Raw genomic sequence first — 18,555 nt, 5'->3', positions numbered from 1 at the left:
TATTCTTCAGACGCTGAATTCAGACATTAAACACTATGCTGCAAAACATTCGAATTGTGCTGGTTGAAACATCGCATACCGGCAATATGGGCTCTGTTGCTCGCGCTATGAAAACTATGGGCTTAACGAACCTGTGGCTGGTTAACCCGCTGGTGAAACCTGACTCACAGGCCATTGCCCTGGCTGCCGGAGCCAGTGATGTCATCGGCAATGCCCAGATTGTTGACACTCTCGATGAAGCCCTGGCGGGATGTAGCCTGGTGGTGGGCACCAGCGCACGCTCCCGTACACTGCCTTGGCCAATGCTTGATCCGCGCGAATGCGGCCTGAAAAGTGTGGCAGAAGCTGAGCAGGCGCCCGTTGCGCTGGTCTTTGGCCGCGAGCGCGTTGGCCTGACCAACGACGAACTGCAAAAATGCCATTACCATGTCGCGATTGCCGCGAACCCGGAGTACAGCTCCCTGAACCTGGCGATGGCGGTACAGGTTATCGCCTACGAAGTACGTATGGCCTGGCTGGCAACGCAGGAAAATGAGCGTACTGAGACTCAGGAAGAGGCCGCCTATCCGCTGGTGGATGATCTGGAACGCTTTTATGGTCACCTTGAGCAGACGCTGCTCTCAACCGGCTTTATCCGCGAGGGCCATCCAGGCCAGGTGATGAACAAGCTGCGTCGTCTGTTCACCCGCGCGCGTCCGGAAAGCCAGGAGTTGAACATCCTGCGCGGGATTCTGGCGTCGATTGAGCAAAAGAATAAAGAGTAGTGTCGGTTTGTTTTCTCCCTCTCCCCGTGGGAGAGGGCCGGGGTGAGGGCATCAGGCCGCACCCAGGTAAAACGGCACGGAAGGTTAAATACCTGACTAAAACAGTCAAGTAAATAGTTGACCATTTTAGTCAGGAATGTCAGACTTGGCCCTGCTATGCAATACCCCATTTTACTATAAAAAACCCCGGGCAGGGGCGAGTTTGAGGTTAAGTAAGACATGAGACTGACATCTAAAGGGCGTTATGCCGTGACCGCGATGCTGGACGTTGCGCTCAACTCCGAAGCGGGCCCGGTTCCGTTGGCTGATATTTCTGAACGACAAGGGATCTCCCTCTCTTATCTGGAACAGCTGTTCTCCAGACTGCGTAAAAATGGACTGGTTTCCAGCGTTCGTGGCCCAGGCGGCGGTTATCTGCTGGGTAAAGACGCGGGCAGTATTGCAGTTGGTGAAGTGATTAGCGCAGTTGACGAATCCGTTGACGCGACCCGTTGCCAGGGTAAAGGCGGCTGCCAGGGCGGCGATAAGTGCCTGACCCACGCGCTGTGGCGCGATCTGAGCGACCGTCTGACCGGCTTCCTGAACAACATCACCCTCGGTGAGCTGGTGAATAACCAGGAAGTTCTGGATGTCTCTGGTCGTCAGCACAGCCATGATTCACAACGCAGCACCCGCGCGCAGGACGCTATCGACGTTAAGTTACGCGCGTAATAAAAAGATAAGTATTTCAGAATCAGGCCGGGGCGAGGACTCGCCCCGTGTACTCGGTCGTACATCCAGCCGGTTGCCTGATTCCTTGCATTGAAGCGATGTACGGAGTTTAAAGAGCAATGAAATTACCGATTTATCTCGATTACTCCGCAACCACGCCGGTGGACCCGCGTGTTGCCGAGAAAATGATGCAGTGTCTGACCCTGGACGGAAACTTTGGTAACCCAGCTTCCCGTTCACACCGTTTTGGCTGGCATGCTGAAGAGGCGGTGGATATCGCCCGTAATCAGATTGCTGACCTGGTGGGTGCCGACCCGCGTGAGATTGTTTTCACCTCCGGTGCGACCGAATCCGACAACCTGGCGATCAAAGGTGCAGCCAACTTTTATCAGAAAAAAGGCAAGCACATCATCACCAGCAAAACCGAACACAAAGCCGTGCTGGATACCTGCCGCCAGCTGGAGCGTGAAGGGTACGAAGTCACTTACCTGGCGCCACAGAGCAACGGTATCATCGACCTGAAAGAGCTCGAAGCGGCCATGCGTGATGACACCATTCTGGTTTCCATCATGCACGTAAACAACGAAATCGGCGTAGTGCAAGATATCGCGACCATCGGCGAAATGTGCCGTGCGCGCGGCATCATCTACCACGTTGATGCGACCCAGAGCGTGGGTAAACTGCCTATCGATCTGAGCCAGCTGAAAGTTGACCTGATGTCCTTCTCCGGCCACAAAATCTATGGTCCGAAAGGCATTGGCGCACTGTACGTTCGCCGTAAACCACGTATCCGCATCGAAGCGCAGATGCACGGTGGTGGTCATGAGCGCGGTATGCGTTCTGGTACACTGCCTGTTCACCAGATCGTGGGCATGGGCGAAGCGTACCGTATTGCAAAAGAAGAGATGGAAACCGAGATGGCACGCCTGCGCACGCTGCGTAACCGTCTGTGGGACGGCGTGAAAGATATGGAAGAAGTGTATCTGAACGGCGATCTCGAGCAGGGCGCACCTAACATCCTCAACGTCAGCTTCAACTATGTTGAAGGTGAATCGCTGATCATGGCGCTGAAAGACCTGGCGGTTTCTTCCGGTTCTGCCTGTACCTCTGCAAGCCTGGAGCCATCCTACGTGCTGCGCGCGCTGGGTATGACTGACGAGCTGGCACACAGCTCTATCCGTTTCTCTTTAGGTCGTTTCACTACCGAAGAAGAGATTGACTACACCATCAAGCTGGTTCGCAACTCCATCGGCCGTCTGCGTGACCTTTCTCCACTGTGGGAAATGTTCAAGCAGGGCGTGGATCTGAACAGCATTGAATGGTCACATCACTAATCGGTACATAAGGAGAATTCAATCATGGCATACAGCGAAAAAGTTATTGATCATTACGAGAACCCGCGCAACGTTGGCTCTTTTGACAACAGCGACGAAAGCGTTGGTAGCGGTATGGTTGGCGCGCCAGCATGTGGCGACGTGATGAAGTTGCAGATTAAAGTCAACAATGAAGGTATCATTGAAGACGCGCGCTTCAAGACCTACGGCTGCGGTTCTGCTATTGCCTCCAGCTCCCTGGTCACCGAATGGGTGAAGGGTAAGTCTCTGGATGAAGCACAGGCAATTAAGAACACGGATATTGCTGAAGAACTCGAACTGCCACCAGTGAAAATTCACTGTTCTATCCTGGCAGAAGACGCGATCAAAGCCGCCATTGCGGATTACAAAAGCAAACGTGAAGCAAAATAATTGAGGTTTGAGTATGTCGATTACCCTTAGCGACAGCGCTGCCGCGCGAGTAAGCTCTTTTCTGGCGAACCGTGGTAAAGGCTTTGGCCTGCGACTGGGCGTACGTACCTCCGGCTGTTCTGGTATGGCTTACGTACTGGAGTTTGTTGATGAACCGGCGTCCGATGACACCGTGTTTGAAGACAAGGGCGTGAAGGTGGTGGTCGATGGCAAAAGCCTGCAATTCCTCAACGGCACTCAACTGGACTTTGTAAAAGAAGGCCTGAACGAAGGGTTCAAATTCACGAACCCGAACGTCAAAGACGAGTGTGGTTGCGGCGAAAGCTTCCACGTTTAACCGCGCGTCATCCGAAACCCCACCGTGGCGTTACTCGCTACGCGTGGGGTTTGTTCTAACAGGCTACCCCTGAGATTGTTATGGATTACTTCACTCTCTTCGGACTACCCGCTCAATATCCGATTGATCTCCAGGCGTTGACGATCCGTTTTCAGGATTTGCAGCGTCAGTACCATCCGGACAAATTTGCCAGTGGTACTCAGTCAGAGCAATTGGCTGCGGTATCGCAATCCGCGACCATCAACCAGGCCTGGCAGACGCTGCGCCATCCGCTAACGCGTGCAGAGTATCTGCTCTCGCTCCACGGTTTCGATCTGGCGAGCGAACAGCATACCGTACGCGACACCGCGTTTCTGATGGAACAGCTGGAGCTGCGTGAAGAGCTGGATGAGATTGAACAGGCGAAAGACGAAGCACGTCTGGAAAGCTTCATCAGACGCGTGAAAGGCATGTTCGATACCCGCCATCAGCAGATGGTGGAGCAACTGAACAACGAGACCTGGGACGTGGCGGCAGATACTGTGCGCAAACTCCGTTTTCTCGATAAACTGCGAAGCAGTGCTGAACAACTCGAAGAAAAGCTGCTCGATTTTTAATTTCGGAAGCAATTATGGCCTTATTACAAATTAGTGAGCCTGGCTTAAGTGCCGCACCGCACCAGCGTCGTCTGGCGGTGGGTATTGATCTGGGCACCACCAATTCTCTCGTGGCGACCGTGCGTAGCGGCCAGGCGGAAACGCTGGCTGACGAGCAGGGCCGCCATCTGCTGCCTTCCGTGGTCCACTACCAGCAACAGGGTCACGTGGTTGGCTATGACGCCCGCGCCAATGCTGCGCGCGATCCGGCCAATACCATCAGCTCCGTCAAGCGCATGATGGGCCGCTCGCTGGCCGATATTCAGACCCGTTACCCTCATTTGCCGTATCAACTGCAGGCCAGTGAAAACGGCCTGCCGATGATCGCGACTGCGGCCGGTCTGCTGAACCCGATCCGTGTTTCTGCTGATATCCTCAAAGCACTGGCGGCGCGCGCTACGGCGACGCTCGGTGGCGATTTAGACGGCGTGGTGATCACCGTTCCGGCCTATTTTGACGATGCACAGCGTCAGGGCACCAAAGACGCAGCGCGTCTGGCGGGCCTGCACGTGCTGCGTCTGCTGAACGAACCGACGGCAGCGGCAATTGCTTACGGCCTCGACTCCGGTCAGGAAGGGGTGATTGCGGTTTATGATCTCGGTGGCGGTACTTTTGATATCTCGATCCTGCGCTTAAGCCGTGGCGTGTTCGAAGTGCTGGCAACCGGCGGGGATTCCGCACTGGGCGGCGATGACTTCGACCATCTGCTGGCCGATTTCATTCGCGAGCAGGCAGGCATCAGCGAGCGCAGCGATGCGCGCGTACAGCGTGAACTGCTGGATGCGGCCATCGAAGCAAAAATTGCGCTGAGTGATGCACAGTCTGTCACCGTGAATGTCGCGGGCTGGCAGGGTGACATCTCTCGCGAACAGTTCAACGACCTCATCGCTCCGCTGGTGAAACGTACCCTGCTGGCCTGTCGCCGTGCACTGAAAGATGCCGGTGTTGAGGCTGAAGAGGTGCTGGAAGTGGTCATGGTGGGTGGTTCAACCCGTGTGCCGCTGGTGCGTGAGCGTGTAGGCGAGTTCTTTGGCCGCACGCCGCTGACCTCCATCGACCCGGACAAAGTGGTTGCCGTGGGCGCTGCTATCCAGGCTGATATTCTGGTTGGCAACAAGCCGGACAGCGAAATGCTGCTGCTGGATGTTATCCCTCTGTCGCTGGGTTTAGAAACCATGGGCGGCCTGGTGGAGAAAGTGATCCCGCGTAACACCACCATTCCGGTAGCGCGCGCACAGGAATTCACCACCTTTAAAGACGGTCAAACCGCGATGTCCATCCACGTTATGCAAGGCGAACGCGAACTGGTACAGGACTGCCGTTCTCTGGCGCGCTTTGCGCTGCGCGGTATTCCGGCGTTGCCAGCGGGTGGGGCGCATATTCGCGTCACCTTCCAGGTAGATGCGGACGGTTTGCTGAGCGTCACGGCGATGGAAAAATCCACCGGCGTGGAATCATCTATTCAGGTGAAACCATCCTATGGTCTGACCGATGGCGAAATCGCCTCCATGATTCAGGATTCAATGAGTTACGCCGAGCAGGATGTGAAGGCGCGTATGCTGGCTGAACAAAAAGTTGAAGCTGCACGCGTGCTGGAAAGCCTGAACGGCGCGCTCGCTGCCGATGCCGCGCTGTTAAGCGCCGCTGAGCGCCAGGTCATTGACGACGTTGCCGCACACTTAAGTGCCGTAGCGCAAGGCGATGACGCTGATGCAATAGAAGAAGCCATTAAAAACGTTGATAAACAAACACAGGACTTTGCTGCTCGCCGCATGGACAAATCTGTCCGCGTCGCGCTGAAAGGCCAGTCCGTGGACGAGGTTTAATATGCCAAAGATTGTTATTTTGCCTCATGCGGACCTCTGTCCGGATGGTGCTGTTCTGGAAGCGAAGACCGGTGAAACCATTCTCGATGTTGCCCTGCGTAACGGTATCGAAGTGGAACACGCCTGTGAAAAATCCTGTGCCTGTACAACATGCCACTGCGTCGTGCGTGAAGGTTTCGACTCTCTGGCTGAGAGCACCGAAGATGAAGACGACATGCTGGATAAAGCATGGGGTCTGGAGCCAGACAGCCGCTTGAGCTGCCAGGCGCTGGTGACCGATGAAGATCTGGTCGTGGAATTCCCACGCTACACCATCAACCACGCACGCGAGCATTAATATGGGACTGAAGTGGACAGACAGCCGTGAAATCGGCGAAGCGCTCTACGACGCGAACCCGGATCTCGATCCGAAGACCGTACGATTCACCGACATGCACCAGTGGATCTGCGATTTAGAGGATTTTGACGATGATCCAAACGCATCCAATGAAAAAATTCTGGAGGCGATTCTGTTAGTCTGGTTAGATGAAGCAGAATAAATCACCTTACGGGCTGCCTTCAGGCGGCCCGTTTGCTAATAAGGATAAATAAAATGACCGAAGCGATGAAGATTACGCTCTCCACACAGCCTGCAGACGCACGCTGGGGAGAAAAAGCCACGTACAGCATCAACAACGACGGCATTACCCTGCACCTGACGGGCAAAGATGATTTGGGCCTGATCCAGCGCGCGGCGCGCAAAGTGGATGGTCTGGGCATTAAGCATGTCACCCTCGACGGCGAAGGCTGGGACACCGACCGTAGCTGGGCGTTCTGGGCGGGCTATAAAGGTCCGAAAGGCACCCGCAAAATTGAGTGGGCGAACCTTGATGCCGTGGGGCAGAAAGAGCTGGAAAGCCGTCTGACCATTATCGACTGGGTGCGCGATACCATCAATGCCCCGGCAGAAGAGCTGGGCCCGGAACAGCTGGCACAACGTGCTGTTGACCTGCTGTGCGGTGTGGCGGGCGACAAAATGTCTTACCGCATCACTAAAGGTGAAGACCTGCGCGAGCAAAACTACATGGGCATCCATACTGTAGGCCGTGGTTCTGAGCGTCCTCCTGTGCTGCTGGCTCTGGATTACAACCCAACTGGCGATAAAGAAGCACCCGTCTTTGCTTGCCTGGTCGGGAAAGGCATCACTTTCGATAGCGGTGGCTACAGCTTGAAACAGAGCGCGTTCATGGATTCCATGAAGTCCGACATGGGCGGCGCGGCCACCATTACCGGCGCGCTGGCGTTTGCTATCACCCGTGGTCTGAACAAGCGTGTGAAGCTCTACCTATGCTGTGCTGACAACATGGTGAGCGGCAATGCCTTCAAACTGGGCGACATTATTCGCTACCGCAACGGCAAAAACGTCGAAGTGATGAACACCGACGCCGAAGGCCGTCTGGTGCTGGCCGATGGCCTGATCGACGCCTCTGCCCAAAAACCAGAACTGATCATCGACATGGCAACCCTGACCGGTGCGGCAAAAACCGCCTTGGGCAACGACTACCATGCACTGTTCAGCTTCGACGACAAACTGGCCGCGCGCCTGCTGGCAAGTGCTGCCGCTGAGAACGAGCCGTTCTGGCGTCTGCCGCTGGCCGAGTTCCACCGCAGCCAGCTGCCGTCCAACTTTGCCGAGCTGAATAACACCGCAAGCGCGGCGTACCCGGCAGGTGCGAGCACCGCAGCCGGTTTCCTGTCTCACTTTGTTGAGAACTACCAGGAAGGCTGGCTGCACATCGACTGCTCAGCAACGTACCGTAAAGCGGCGGTTGAGCAGTGGTCTGCGGGCGCAACGGGTCTGGGTGTGCGTACCGTGGCGAACCTGCTGACGGCTGAGTAATTGTTATGTCCGAAACCAAAAACGAATTAGAAACCCTGCTGGAGCAGGCGGCGACCGAGCCTGCCCATCGTCCGGCGTTTTTCCGCACACTGCTGGAATCCACCGTGTGGGTGCCGGGCACCGCAGCGGAAGGGGAGCAGGTTGTTGAAGACAGCGCGCTGGATCTGCTGCACTGGGAGAAAGATGACGGCACTTCGGTGATCCCGTTCTTCACCTCTCTGGAAGCGTTGCAGGAAGCGGTTGAAGACGAACAGGCGTTCGTGGTGATGCCAGTACGTACCCTGTTTGAAATGACGCTGGGCCAGACGTTGTTCCTTAACGCTAAACTGCCGACCGGAAAAGAGTTCACTCCGCGTGAAATCAGCCATCTGATTGGCGAAGAGGGTAACCCGCTCAGCACGCAAGAGGTGCTGGAAGGGGGCGAAACGCTGCTGTTGTCTGAGGTGGCGGAACCGCCTGCGCAGATGATCGATTCTCTGACAACGTTGTTCAAAACTCTGAAACCGGTAAGACGCGCTTTCCTCTGTTCCATTAAAGAGAGCGCGGACGAACAGCCCGTACTGTTGATTGGTATTGAAGCTGACGGCGATATCGACGAGATCATTCAGGCAGCGGGAAGTGTGGCCACCGATACGCTGCCGGGCGATGAGCCGATTGATATTTGCCAGGTGAAGAACGGTGAGAAGGGCATCAGCCACTTTATTACTGAGCACATCACCCCGTTCTATGAGCGTCGCTGGGGGGGGTTCCTGCGCGATCTGAAAACCAACCGCATCATCTGATTACAACGGGGTGCATGTCACCCCGTTGCTTCCAGCAGCAGTAAATCCATCAGCAATACCAGATTCGACTCAAACGACGTCACCCCCGCGGCTTCGGCGGCGAAGTGTACCGCCTCGTCATAAAGGGCAAAGTGTACGTCCGCCATCCCCGCCAGCGTATTGGCTGAGGCGCGAGTGAACGCAACGATCGTCATACCGACGTTTTTAGCAATCCGCGCTTTATCCAGCACCTGTTCCGTTTCGCCACTGCGCGAGACGGCAATGAATACCTGGTAGCGTGCGGCATTACTGAGGAAAATATTCCGGCTGTCGCCTGGCCCGGAGATAAACGCCGTTTTGCCCAATACCTGCAGCTTCTTGGTCAGGTACTCCGCAAACAGGTAAGAAAACCCGGCACCGTAGAGAAAGAAACTCTCTTTCTGACGCAGCAGGTTGGCAAACTGCTGGCGTTTGTCGTGGGTGGCCCACTGGAAGGTGTGCTGATAGTTGGCGATAAACTGATTAAACAGCGCCGGAAGTTCAGGAAGCGATTGCCCCTGAACAGCAATATGCGGCGTGTCGGAGAGAAGCTGCTTGCAGTGCCAGATAAACTCGCTAAAGCCGCTGAACCCCAGTTTCTGGCACAGCCGCATGATGGTGGCGGTAGAGACAAACGTCGCCTGCGCCAGCTCGCGCACCGTGATGTTACCCACCAGCAGCGGATGCTCCGTAAGGTGGGCAAGAACGCGATACTCCGCGCGGGTCAGTGACGCCCCGCGCGTTAACAGCGTGGCCAGGCGGTTATCCATTATTTCGCGGGTTCGACAGGCAGATCGTCTCGCGCACCCCATTCGCTCCAGGCGCCATCGTAGAGCGTTACGTCGTGTATGCCGAGCGTGGCGAGTGCCAGAATGACCACGCAGGCTGTTACGCCGGAACCGCAACTGGCGATAATCGGACGGTGTAAATCCACGCCCTGACGATCAAAAATAGCGCGTAGCTCATCGGTTGTTTTCAGTTCGCCCTCAAATACCAGATCGCCCCATGGCACGTTCAGCGCACCCGGAATATGTCCGCGCTTCAGCCCTGGACGCGGTTCATCCGCTTGCGCATTGAAGCGCGGGGCAGGACGGGCGTCGACGATTTGGGCCGTTTTTTCATGGCTGACGACCAGTACGTCGGTCAGGCGTTTCACCACATTCGTGTCAAACGTCGCATCAAAATCAGCCTCTGGCAGTGTCACGTCTCCCTGCTGCAGCGGCAGTTCGTCGCGCTTCCAGCCAGCCAGACCTCCCGCCAGAATCGAGACTTTCTCGACGCCGAAGTTTTTCAGCATCCACCAGGCGCGAGGGGCAGAGAAGAGGTTACCTTCATCATAAACAACAAGGTGTTTGTCTTTGCTGACGCCCAGTTCGCGCATCGCCACGGAAAACGCTTCCGGGCGCGGCAGCATGTGCGGCAGGGGAGAGGTGTGATCGGAGAGGGCTTCGATGTCAAAAAATACCGCGCCAGGCAGATGTCCGGCACGGTATTCACCGGGCACGTCACGATGCTCTTGCCCCGGTGGGGCCATACGCGCGTCAATTATCTGGACTTCCGGATCGTCGCCGTGCTCAATCAGCCAGTCGGCGGCGACAAAATATGAGGTGGACATGGGTTGCCTCCATTCTTTTCCGTAAAAAAGGATTGTCGGTGTTTTTTCTGACACCGACAAGCAAACCACGTTCAACTCGCGAGCAAGCCCCTATTTTTTCACCGTTTCGCCGTCCTGCCAGGCTTTTTGCAGCGCAGGCCAGTAGTCGCGGTTGGCCTCGATCATCTCATCCAGAATCACCTTCGCATGTTCCATGGTCGGTACGGTGCGGTTGAGGGTAAATGCCTGGAGGGCTTTCTCATAGCTGCCCTCAATGGTCGCTTCCACCAGCAGCTGTTCAGACGCAAGCTGCTGTTGCAACAGGGTCTGATGGAACAGGGGCACCTGACCGACGCGAATCGGTTCTGGGCCTTCGGAGGTGATATAAGCGGGTACCTCCACCACGGCATCGTAAGGCAGGTTGGTAATCGCCCCGCGGTTTTCCACCATCACCAGATGGCGGCTACGCAGGTTAAAGGCCAACGAGCAGGCGACATCAACGATAAACTCGCCATGGACGCCCACGTGGAAGGCATCTGGCAGGATCCCGGTGCGCTTATATTCTTCGGCTGCAGCGAACAGCTTTTTCTCGCGCCCGTTCATCACTTCGTTGGCTCGGGTATAGTCCGGGTTCTGATGTTCCACTATCTGGTTCGGCATCAGGTAGTACTGCAGGTAAGGGTTCGGCAGATACTCCGGGAAGTTATCCATGATCGGCTTGATGTTGCGCCAGGTTTTGACCCATGACGGATCGGAATGCTGCGGGTCGGTTTTGGCGGCGTCTTCCGTCAGCAGACCAAACTTCGCGATATGTTTACGCAGTTCGGGCAGCTTGTCCTCGCCGTCTACCCGCACGCGGGTAAACCAGCCGAAGTGGTTCAGACCGAAGTAGTCCACCTCTAGCTTGTGGCGATCGACGCCCAGAATCGCCCCCATGTTACGCATGGCAGCCACTGGCATATCGCAAATGTTCAGCACCCGCGCGTTCGGGCGCAGGCGCCGAACGCCTTCCGCGACAATCGCCGCCGGGTTGGAGTAGTTCACGATCCAGGCTTTCTCATGCGCGTAGCGATCCACCAGATCGATAAGCTCCACCATCGGCAGGATTGTGCGCAGACCGTATGCCAGGCCGCCGGGGCCGCATGTTTCCTGGCCGACCACGCCGTGACGCAGTGGGATCTTCTCGTCCTTTTCGCGCATTTTGTACTGGCCGACTCGCATCTGGGCGAACACAAAATGCGCGCCGCTAAAGGCCACTTCCGGATCGCGGGTAACGGTGAATTTGATGCTCTGACTGTGGTCGCGAATGACCTTCTCGACGACTGGCGCAATGGTGTTCTGACGCGCCTCGTCGATGTCATAAAGGCGGATTTCGGCCAGGGGGAAATCCTGCAGGCGCACCATCAGGCTTTTCACAATACCCGGCGTGTAGGTGCTACCGCCGCCGGCAATCGACAGAATAAATGGGGGTGTAAACATCTTTAGCTCCTTTCAGAGAAACGTCTCAACGGCTTCTCGCATTTTTTTGACGTGCAGCCCGTAGACCACCTGAACGTTGTTACCTTGTTTGATAATCCCTTTCGCGCCGGTCGCCTTCAGGCGTGGCTCGTCAATGATGTCGACGTTCTTCACCATGACGCGCAGGCGGGTGTAGCAGTTATCCACCACTTCAATATTTTCCCGACCGCCGAGACCCACCACGATGGATTCACCCAACCCGTCGTTGTTGCCCTTTGCCTGGTATTCCTGCTTGCTGTAGAGGCGTGTCTCCTGGTCTTCATCCTCACGGCCTGGCGTCTTCATGTTGAAGCGCAGGATCAGGAAACGGAACACCACAAAGTAGAGGGCAAACATGACAAGCCCGACGACGATGTACAGCGGCCAGTTGGACTTCACCGTGCCGAGCGGCAGGTTGTAGAGGATAAAATCGATAATCCCGTTGGCGCCGATGGCGTGAACGCCCAGCAACGAGAACAGCATCATGCCGATGCCGGTCAGCACCGCATGCACCACGAACAGCAGCGGCGCGACAAACAGGAAGGAGAATTCAATCGGCTCGGTGACACCCACCAGTAGAGAGGTCAGCGCTGCCGGGATCAGTATCGCTTTTGCTGCCGCCTTACGCTCTGGCTTGGCGGTCATATACATCGCCAGCGCCGCCGCCGGCAAGCCAAACATCTTGCTGATGCCGCGCGCGTCCCACACCACTGTGCTGCTAAGTTGTTTCACCTCAGGGCAGGCCATTTCGGCAAAATAGATATTGCGCGCACCCTGATAAACCGTGCCGCAAACCTCCTGCGTGCCGCCCAGTTCGGTATACAGGAACGGGGTATAGACCAGATGATGCAGGCCTGTGGGCACCAGAATACGTTCAAGGAAACCGTAGATAGCCACTCCAAATGGTCCGGAGCCTTTAATTGCCAGCGCCAGAGCGCTTATACCGTGTTGGGCAAAAGGCCACAGTTCACTCATCACCACGCCGAGCAGCATGGAGACCGGAAGCATCACGATAGCGACAAAACAGTGGCCGGAGTAAATCGCCATCGCGCCGTTAAACTGTACACCGGAGTATTTGTTGTACAGATATCCGGAGAGCGCGCCGGTCAGGATCCCGGCAAACACACCCATTTCCAGCACCTGTACGCCCAGTACCATCACCTGTCCGGCCGCTTTCATCTGCGCTGCGGGGGCCAGTTCACCCTGCCACTGCAGCGTGACGTTCATCGCATTGATGAACACCACAAACGTGACGAGCCCTATCAGGGCCGCGTAGCCTTTATCGCGATTTGCCAGACCAATCGGGATACCAACGGCAAACACCAGCGCCAGGTTGACCAGCACCGAGACGGCGGATTTCGCGATAAGCTGCCCGAGATGTTGAATCAGCGGATGACCGAGAAACGGCACATACTCCGCGAGATTACCGTTACCCAGTACGTTCCCGAAGGCGATAAACAGACCGACGATCGGTAAGATAAGGACCGGTCCATAAAGTGATTTTCCGAAATGTTGTAGGGCGTTCACGGCTCGTTTCATGGCTTTCTCTCTTATTGAACCGCGCACTCGGGGTGCGTCTTGCGCTTAAAACTAGCAGGCTTTCGGCAAGCTAATCCATCTATCTTCTTGTTTTAAAAACAAATGACGTTAAAGGTAACATGTGACGTTTGACGCTGTGATCGGTATAACACCACCAGGTTGCCGGTGCGAGCCGCCTTCCAGATCCTAAAATTGGACTTTTTGAATTAATGAAACTTGCGGATAATACTTATCCGGACGACGACCAACAGGCCCTATGGGCCAGGGACAAAGGATGAAACCGTTTCGCTTAGCCGCGCTCTCTCTCGCGCTGCTCACCACGTTTACGCTTGTCGGCTGTGATAACAGCGACGATAAATCTCAGGCTGCGGCTTCCGCGGCATCCTCAGCCACAACACCAAAAGCGGCGGAAAAGCCCGATGCTGAAAAGCTGGCCAAACTTGCAGCACAGAGTCAGGGTAAAGCGCTAACCTTGCTGGATGCCTCTGAAGTGCAACTCGACGGCGCTTCAACACTGGTGTTGACCTTCTCTGTCCCACTGAATCCTGATCAGGATTTCGCGAAAACAGTACATGTAGTGGATAAGAAAAGTGGCAAGGTTGACGGGGCGTGGGAACTTGCGCCGAACCTGAAAGAGCTGCGTCTGCGCCATCTGGAGCCCAATCGCAATCTGGTCGTTACCGTTGAACGTGGCCTGCAGGCGCTGAACAAAGCAACGTTCGACATTGATTATGAAAAAGCCCTGACCACCCGGGATGTTGAACCGACGGTCGGTTTCGCCAGCCGTGGCTCGCTGCTACCTGGCAAGGTGGTGGAGGGTCTGCCAGTGATGGCGCTCAACGTCAACAATGTGGACGTGAATTTCTACCGTGTGAAGCCGGAATCGTTGGCCTCGTTTGTCAGTCAGTGGGAATACCGTAATTCGCTGACAAACTGGGAATCTGACAATCTGCTGAAAATGGCTGACCTGGTTTACACGGGACGTTTTGACCTGAACCCGGCGCGCAACACGCGTGAAAAATTGCTGCTGCCCCTGAAGGATATTAAGCCGCTTCAGCAGTCTGGGGTCTATATCGCGGTGATGAACCAGGCGGGGCACTATAACTACAGCAACGCTGCGACTCTCTTTACTTTAAGTGATATTGGGCTGTCCGCTCACCGTTACCATAACCGCCTGGATATCTTTACCCAGAGTCTGGAAAACGGTGCGGCGCAGTCCGGTGTGACCGTCACCCTGTTGAACGATAAAGGGCAAACTCTTGCCGAAGCGAACAGCGACGGCGATGGCCATGCAAAGCTTGAGACCGACAAAGAGGCCGCTCTGATTCTGGCCAGTAAAGACGGGCAAACGACGCTGCTTGACCTTAAGTTACCGGCCCTCGATCTGGCGGAGTTTGATATTGCAGGTGCGCCGGGTTACAGCAAGCAGTTCTTTATGTTTGGCCCGCGCGATCTCTACCGCCCTGGCGAAACGGTGATCCTTAACGGTTTGTTACGTGACAGTGACGGTAAACCACTTCCCGATCAGCCCGTGAAACTTGACGTACTGCGTCCTGACGGGCAGGTAGCACGCACAATCGTCGTCCAGCCAGAGAACGGCCTCTATCGCTTTAACTATCCGCTGGACAGCGGGGCGCAGACCGGCATGTGGCATGTCCGTGCCAACACGGGGGATAACCTGCAGCGTCTGTGGGATTTCCACGTTGAAGATTTTATGCCAGAGCGTATGGCGCTGAATCTGACCGGACAAAAAACGCCGGTTTCACCGCAGGATAACGTCGACTTCAACGTGGTGGGGTATTACCTGTATGGCGCGCCAGCCAACGGTAATTCTCTGCAGGGCCAGCTTTTCCTGCGTCCGCTGCGTGAGGCCGTCGCTACGCTGCCGGGCTTCCAGTTTGGTGATATCGCCGAGGAAAACCTGAGCCGCAGTCTGGATGAAGTTCAGTTGACTCTCGATGATAAGGGGCGTGGGCAGGTTTCTACCGAAAGCCAGTGGAAAGAGGTGCACTCCCCTCTGCAATTGATTCTGCAGGCCAGCCTGTTGGAATCCGGGGGACGTCCGGTGACGCGTCGTGCTGAGCAGGCCATCTGGCCGGCGGCTGAGCTGCCGGGTATCCGTCCTCAGTTCGCCAGCAAAGCCGTTTATGACTACCGTACCGATACGACAGTTAACCAGCCAATTGTCGATGAAAATAGCAATGCCAGCTTTGACATCGTGTATGCCGATGCCAGCGGGGCGAAAAAGGCCGTTTCCGGGTTACAGGTTCGCCTGATCCGCGAGCGCCGGGACTACTACTGGAACTGGTCAGAAAGCGAAGGCTGGCAGTCGCAGTTTGATCAAAAAGATCTGATCGAAGGCGAGCAAGAACTGAGTCTTAAGGCCGATGAGACCGGCAAAGTCACTTTCCCGGTAGAGTGGGGCTCATACCGTCTTGAAGTTAAAGCACCTGACGAGATGGTTAGCAGCGTGCGCTTCTGGGCAGGGTATAGCTGGCAGGATAACAGTGACGGTACAGGGGCTGCGCGTCCTGACCGTGTGACGTTGAAACTGGATAAACCGTCTTATCAGCCAGGGGATACGATTCAACTGCATATTGCTGCTCCGGCGGCAGGTAAAGGCTATGCGATGATCGAATCCAGCGAAGGTCCGCTGTGGTGGAAAGAGATCGACGTACCGGCAAACGGGCTTGATCTCTCTATTCCGGTGGATAAGGCCTGGAAACGCCACGATCTCTATCTCAGCACGCTGGTGGTACGCCCTGGGGACAAATCCAAATCCGCTACGCCAAAACGTGCGGTGGGTCTGCTGCACCTGCCGATGGGCGACGAAAATCGCCGCCTGAACATTGCGCTCGATAACCCACAGAAGATGCGTCCAAACCAGACGCTCTCTGTGAAGGTGAAAGCCAGCGTGAAAGAGGGTGCAGCGCCACAAAAAGTGAACGTGTTGCTTTCGGCGGTGGACAGCGGGGTGCTGAACATTACCGACTACGTCACGCCGGATCCGTGGCAAGCCTTCTTCGGTCAGAAGCGTTATGGCGCAGATATCTACGATATCTACGGCCAGGTCATTGAAGGCCAGGGCCGCATGGCAGCGCTGCGTTTTGGTGGCGACGGAGATGAACTCAAGCGTGGTGGCAAACCGCCGGTGAACCACGTCACCATTATTGCCCAGCAGGCTCAGCCGGTTACGCTTGATGCCAACGGGGAAGGTACCGTTACGCTGCCGATTGGCGATTTCAACGGTGAGTTGCGCCTGATGGCGCAGGCCTGGACGGAAGATGATTTCGGTAGCAGCGAAAGCAAGGTTATTGTCGCCGCGCCGGTCATTACCGAGCTGAATACTCCACGCTTCCTGGCAAGCGGAGATACCTCACGGCTGACGCTGGATCTCACCAACCTGACTGACAAGCCGCAGACGCTGAGCATCGCCCTGACCGCGACTGGCAAACTGTCGCTTGAAGGCGCACAGCCGCAGCCGGTGCAACTGCCGCCGGGTGCACGAACCACTCTGTTTATTCCGGTGCGCGCGCTGGACGGTTATGGCGACGGTGAAGTGACCGCGCAGGTTACCGGCCTACAGCTTCCGGGCGAGACTTTCGCACCGCAGCAGAAGAGCTGGAAAATCGGCGTGCGTCTGGCGTTCCCGGCCCAGACGGTGAATACAGGGGCTATGCTGAACCCTGGTGAGTCCTGGACGGCACCTGCGCAGCATATCAATGGTTTCTCTCCTGCGACCTTGCAGGGGCAACTGTTACTGAGCGGCAAACCGCCGCTCAATCTGGCGCGTTATATTCGCGAGCTGCAGGCTTATCCGTATGGCTGTCTGGAACAAACTGCCAGCGGTCTGTTCCCGTCGCTCTACACCAATGCGGCGCAACTCACCGCACTTGGCATCAAAGGTGATACGGACGACAAACGCCGCGCGGCCATTGATATCGGTATCTCCCGTCTGTTGCAGATGCAGCGTGAGGACGGTGGTTTCGCGCTGTGGGATAAAAACGGCCCGGAAGAGTACTGGCTGACCGCTTACGTTACTGACTTCCTGGTGCGTGCGGGCGAGCAGGGTTACAGCGTACCTGTGGATGCAGTGAATAACGCCAATAGCCGCCTGCTTCGTTATCTGCAGGATCCGGGCATGATGTCCATTCGCTATAGCGACGATACTCAGGCCAGCAAGTTCGCCGTACAGGCTTACGCTGCACTGGTGCTGGCGCGTCAGCAAAAAGCGCCACTGGGTGCGCTGCGTGAGATCTGGGAGCGCCACGGGCAAGCGGCCTCCGGACTACCGCTGATGCAACTGGGTATGGCACTTAAACTGATGGGTGATGCTCCGCGCAGCCAGCAGGCGCTGGATCTGGCACTCAAAACGCCGCGTAACGACAGCAAAACCTGGATGGCCGATTACGGTAGCGTCCTGCGTGATAACGCACTGATGCTCTCCCTCCTGGAGGAGTACAAGCTGCTGCCGGATGCGCAAAATACGCTGTTGAATGCCTTGTCTGAACAGGCCTTCAGCCAGCGCTGGTTGTCCACTCAGGAGAGTAATGCTCTTTTCCTGGCCGGACGTTCGCTGCAAACCTTGTCAGGGGCATGGCAGGCCAAAACCTCGTTGTCTGATACCGCATCAGGTGGGGATAAATCGCTGATCCAAAATGTGAATGGCGATCAGCTTAGCGCACTGCAGGTGACCAATACCGGTACGACACCGCTGTGGGTGCGCCTGGACAGTACGGGTTATCCGGAATACGCGCCTCAGCCAGCCTCTAACGTATTGCAGGTTGAACGGCATATTCTGGCAACCGACGGCAGCTCGAAGTCTCTTTCTGAGCTGAAGAGCGGTGAGCTGGTGCTGGTGTGGCTGGAAGTTAAAGCCAACCAGAACGTGCCTGATGCGTTGGTTGTCGATCTGCTCCCGGCTGGGCTGGAACTGGAAAACCAAAACCTGGCGAGCAGTAGCGCCAGTTTGCAGGACAGTGGTAGCGAAGTGCAGAACTTGCTCAGCCAGATGCAGCAGGCGGATATTCAGCATATGGAATTCCGTGACGATCGTTTCGTCGCGGCAGTCCCTGTCAATGAAGGGCAGCCGGTGACGCTGGTCTACCTGGCCCGTGCAGTCACGCCGGGAACCTACCAGGTACCGGTTCCGATGGTTGAATCCATGTATGTTCCGCAGTGGCGGGCAACGGGTGCCTCCAGTGGCCCGCTGATTGTTGTTCCGTAAT

At 56.2% G+C, this 18,555-nt stretch carries 16 protein-coding genes; 12 read left to right on the top strand and 4 right to left on the bottom strand.

Going from position 1 to position 18,555, the window contains the following annotated elements; all coding sequences use genetic code 11:
• The first annotated feature begins 35 nt into the window (after window positions 1-35).
• The 11 genes from trmJ to sseB all read left to right on the top strand — a co-directional run bounded on the left by trmJ (window position 36) and on the right by sseB (window position 8,679).
• The gene (gene trmJ, locus V6E55_RS15315) at window positions 36-764 is read left to right on the top strand and encodes a tRNA (cytosine(32)/uridine(32)-2'-O)-methyltransferase TrmJ (RefSeq protein WP_129995191.1); all 729 of its coding nucleotides are present in this window, start codon (window positions 36-38) and stop codon (window positions 762-764) included.
• Window positions 765-983: 219 nt separating this feature from the next.
• Window positions 984-1,475, top strand: a complete 492-nt coding sequence (gene iscR, locus V6E55_RS15310) for a Fe-S cluster assembly transcriptional regulator IscR (protein WP_008502158.1) — start codon at window positions 984-986, stop codon at window positions 1,473-1,475.
• A gap of 119 nt (window positions 1,476-1,594) precedes the next feature.
• Window positions 1,595-2,809, top strand: a complete 1,215-nt coding sequence (iscS, locus tag V6E55_RS15305; protein WP_008502157.1) for a cysteine desulfurase — start codon at window positions 1,595-1,597, stop codon at window positions 2,807-2,809.
• A gap of 24 nt (window positions 2,810-2,833) precedes the next feature.
• Window positions 2,834-3,220 carry a Fe-S cluster assembly scaffold IscU gene (gene iscU / locus V6E55_RS15300; protein WP_003860661.1) on the top strand — a complete coding sequence of 129 codons (387 nt, stop codon included), beginning with the start codon at window positions 2,834-2,836 and terminating at the stop codon, window positions 3,218-3,220.
• A 13-nt stretch (window positions 3,221-3,233) separates the two neighbouring features.
• A complete protein-coding gene (iscA, locus tag V6E55_RS15295) occupies window positions 3,234-3,557 on the top strand; it encodes an iron-sulfur cluster assembly protein IscA (RefSeq protein ID WP_003860659.1) in 324 nt (107 codons plus the stop codon).
• 80 nt (window positions 3,558-3,637) lie between these two features.
• The gene (hscB, locus tag V6E55_RS15290) at window positions 3,638-4,153 is read left to right on the top strand and encodes a co-chaperone HscB (RefSeq protein ID WP_114977503.1); all 516 of its coding nucleotides are present in this window, start codon (window positions 3,638-3,640) and stop codon (window positions 4,151-4,153) included.
• Window positions 4,154-4,167: 14 nt separating this feature from the next.
• Window positions 4,168-6,018 (top strand): Fe-S protein assembly chaperone HscA, encoded by a 1,851-nt coding sequence (gene hscA, locus V6E55_RS15285; RefSeq protein WP_316943263.1) that lies wholly within the window; start codon window positions 4,168-4,170, stop codon window positions 6,016-6,018.
• 1 nt (window position 6,019) lies between these two features.
• Window positions 6,020-6,355 (top strand): ISC system 2Fe-2S type ferredoxin, encoded by a 336-nt coding sequence (fdx, locus tag V6E55_RS15280; RefSeq protein ID WP_014071345.1) that lies wholly within the window; start codon window positions 6,020-6,022, stop codon window positions 6,353-6,355.
• A gap of 1 nt (window position 6,356) precedes the next feature.
• Window positions 6,357-6,557: a Fe-S cluster assembly protein IscX gene (gene iscX, locus V6E55_RS15275; RefSeq protein ID WP_003860650.1), complete on the top strand. Its 201-nt coding sequence runs from the start codon at window positions 6,357-6,359 to the stop codon at window positions 6,555-6,557.
• Window positions 6,558-6,610: 53 nt separating this feature from the next.
• Entirely contained in the window at window positions 6,611-7,897 is a 1,287-nt protein-coding gene (pepB, locus tag V6E55_RS15270) for an aminopeptidase PepB (protein WP_316943261.1), read from the top strand.
• Window positions 7,898-7,902: 5 nt separating this feature from the next.
• Window positions 7,903-8,679 (top strand): enhanced serine sensitivity protein SseB, encoded by a 777-nt coding sequence (gene sseB / locus V6E55_RS15265; protein WP_114977506.1) that lies wholly within the window; start codon window positions 7,903-7,905, stop codon window positions 8,677-8,679.
• A gap of 17 nt (window positions 8,680-8,696) precedes the next feature.
• On the opposite strand, the gene V6E55_RS15260 is transcribed toward sseB, so the two are convergent.
• The 4 genes from V6E55_RS15260 to V6E55_RS15245 form a co-directional block, all read right to left on the bottom strand.
• Complete coding sequence (locus tag V6E55_RS15260) at window positions 8,697-9,467, bottom strand: MurR/RpiR family transcriptional regulator (RefSeq protein ID WP_316943258.1); 771 nt, start codon at window positions 9,465-9,467, stop codon at window positions 8,697-8,699.
• Window positions 9,467-10,312: a 3-mercaptopyruvate sulfurtransferase gene (gene sseA / locus V6E55_RS15255; RefSeq protein ID WP_316943257.1), complete on the bottom strand. Its 846-nt coding sequence runs from the start codon at window positions 10,310-10,312 to the stop codon at window positions 9,467-9,469. Before sseA ends, V6E55_RS15260 begins: the two co-directional genes overlap by 1 nt.
• Before the next feature lie 90 nt (window positions 10,313-10,402).
• Window positions 10,403-11,770, bottom strand: coding sequence for a 6-phospho-alpha-glucosidase (locus V6E55_RS15250; RefSeq protein ID WP_316943256.1), 1,368 nt, complete (start codon window positions 11,768-11,770; stop codon window positions 10,403-10,405).
• A gap of 12 nt (window positions 11,771-11,782) precedes the next feature.
• Window positions 11,783-13,327 (bottom strand): PTS transporter subunit EIIC, encoded by a 1,545-nt coding sequence (locus V6E55_RS15245; RefSeq protein ID WP_316943255.1) that lies wholly within the window; start codon window positions 13,325-13,327, stop codon window positions 11,783-11,785.
• A gap of 274 nt (window positions 13,328-13,601) precedes the next feature.
• Between V6E55_RS15245 and V6E55_RS15240 the strand changes: the two genes are divergently transcribed.
• A complete protein-coding gene (locus V6E55_RS15240; protein ID WP_316943253.1) occupies window positions 13,602-18,554 on the top strand; it encodes an alpha-2-macroglobulin family protein in 4,953 nt (1,650 codons plus the stop codon).
• Window position 18,555: the final 1 nt, after the last annotated feature.

The sequence above is a fragment of the Enterobacter sp. 342 genome (assembly GCF_036663495.1).
GTDB lineage: Bacteria > Pseudomonadota > Gammaproteobacteria > Enterobacterales > Enterobacteriaceae > Enterobacter.
The sequence above is the reverse complement of the archived record's forward strand: the minus strand, read 5'-3'. Positions and strand labels throughout refer to the sequence as shown.

Coding starts and splice junctions, on each gene's coding strand:
- trmJ (WP_129995191.1), top strand. CDS start 36: ATGCTGCAAAACATTCGAATTGTGCTGGTTGAAACATCGCATACCGGC.
- iscR (WP_008502158.1), top strand. CDS start 984: ATGAGACTGACATCTAAAGGGCGTTATGCCGTGACCGCGATGCTGGAC.
- iscS (WP_008502157.1), top strand. CDS start 1,595: ATGAAATTACCGATTTATCTCGATTACTCCGCAACCACGCCGGTGGAC.
- iscU (WP_003860661.1), top strand. CDS start 2,834: ATGGCATACAGCGAAAAAGTTATTGATCATTACGAGAACCCGCGCAAC.
- iscA (WP_003860659.1), top strand. CDS start 3,234: ATGTCGATTACCCTTAGCGACAGCGCTGCCGCGCGAGTAAGCTCTTTT.
- hscB (WP_114977503.1), top strand. CDS start 3,638: ATGGATTACTTCACTCTCTTCGGACTACCCGCTCAATATCCGATTGAT.
- hscA (WP_316943263.1), top strand. CDS start 4,168: ATGGCCTTATTACAAATTAGTGAGCCTGGCTTAAGTGCCGCACCGCAC.
- fdx (WP_014071345.1), top strand. CDS start 6,020: ATGCCAAAGATTGTTATTTTGCCTCATGCGGACCTCTGTCCGGATGGT.
- iscX (WP_003860650.1), top strand. CDS start 6,357: ATGGGACTGAAGTGGACAGACAGCCGTGAAATCGGCGAAGCGCTCTAC.
- pepB (WP_316943261.1), top strand. CDS start 6,611: ATGACCGAAGCGATGAAGATTACGCTCTCCACACAGCCTGCAGACGCA.
- sseB (WP_114977506.1), top strand. CDS start 7,903: ATGTCCGAAACCAAAAACGAATTAGAAACCCTGCTGGAGCAGGCGGCG.
- V6E55_RS15260 (WP_316943258.1), bottom strand. CDS start 9,467: ATGGATAACCGCCTGGCCACGCTGTTAACGCGCGGGGCGTCACTGACC.
- sseA (WP_316943257.1), bottom strand. CDS start 10,312: ATGTCCACCTCATATTTTGTCGCCGCCGACTGGCTGATTGAGCACGGC.
- V6E55_RS15250 (WP_316943256.1), bottom strand. CDS start 11,770: ATGTTTACACCCCCATTTATTCTGTCGATTGCCGGCGGCGGTAGCACC.
- V6E55_RS15245 (WP_316943255.1), bottom strand. CDS start 13,327: ATGAAACGAGCCGTGAACGCCCTACAACATTTCGGAAAATCACTTTAT.
- V6E55_RS15240 (WP_316943253.1), top strand. CDS start 13,602: ATGAAACCGTTTCGCTTAGCCGCGCTCTCTCTCGCGCTGCTCACCACG.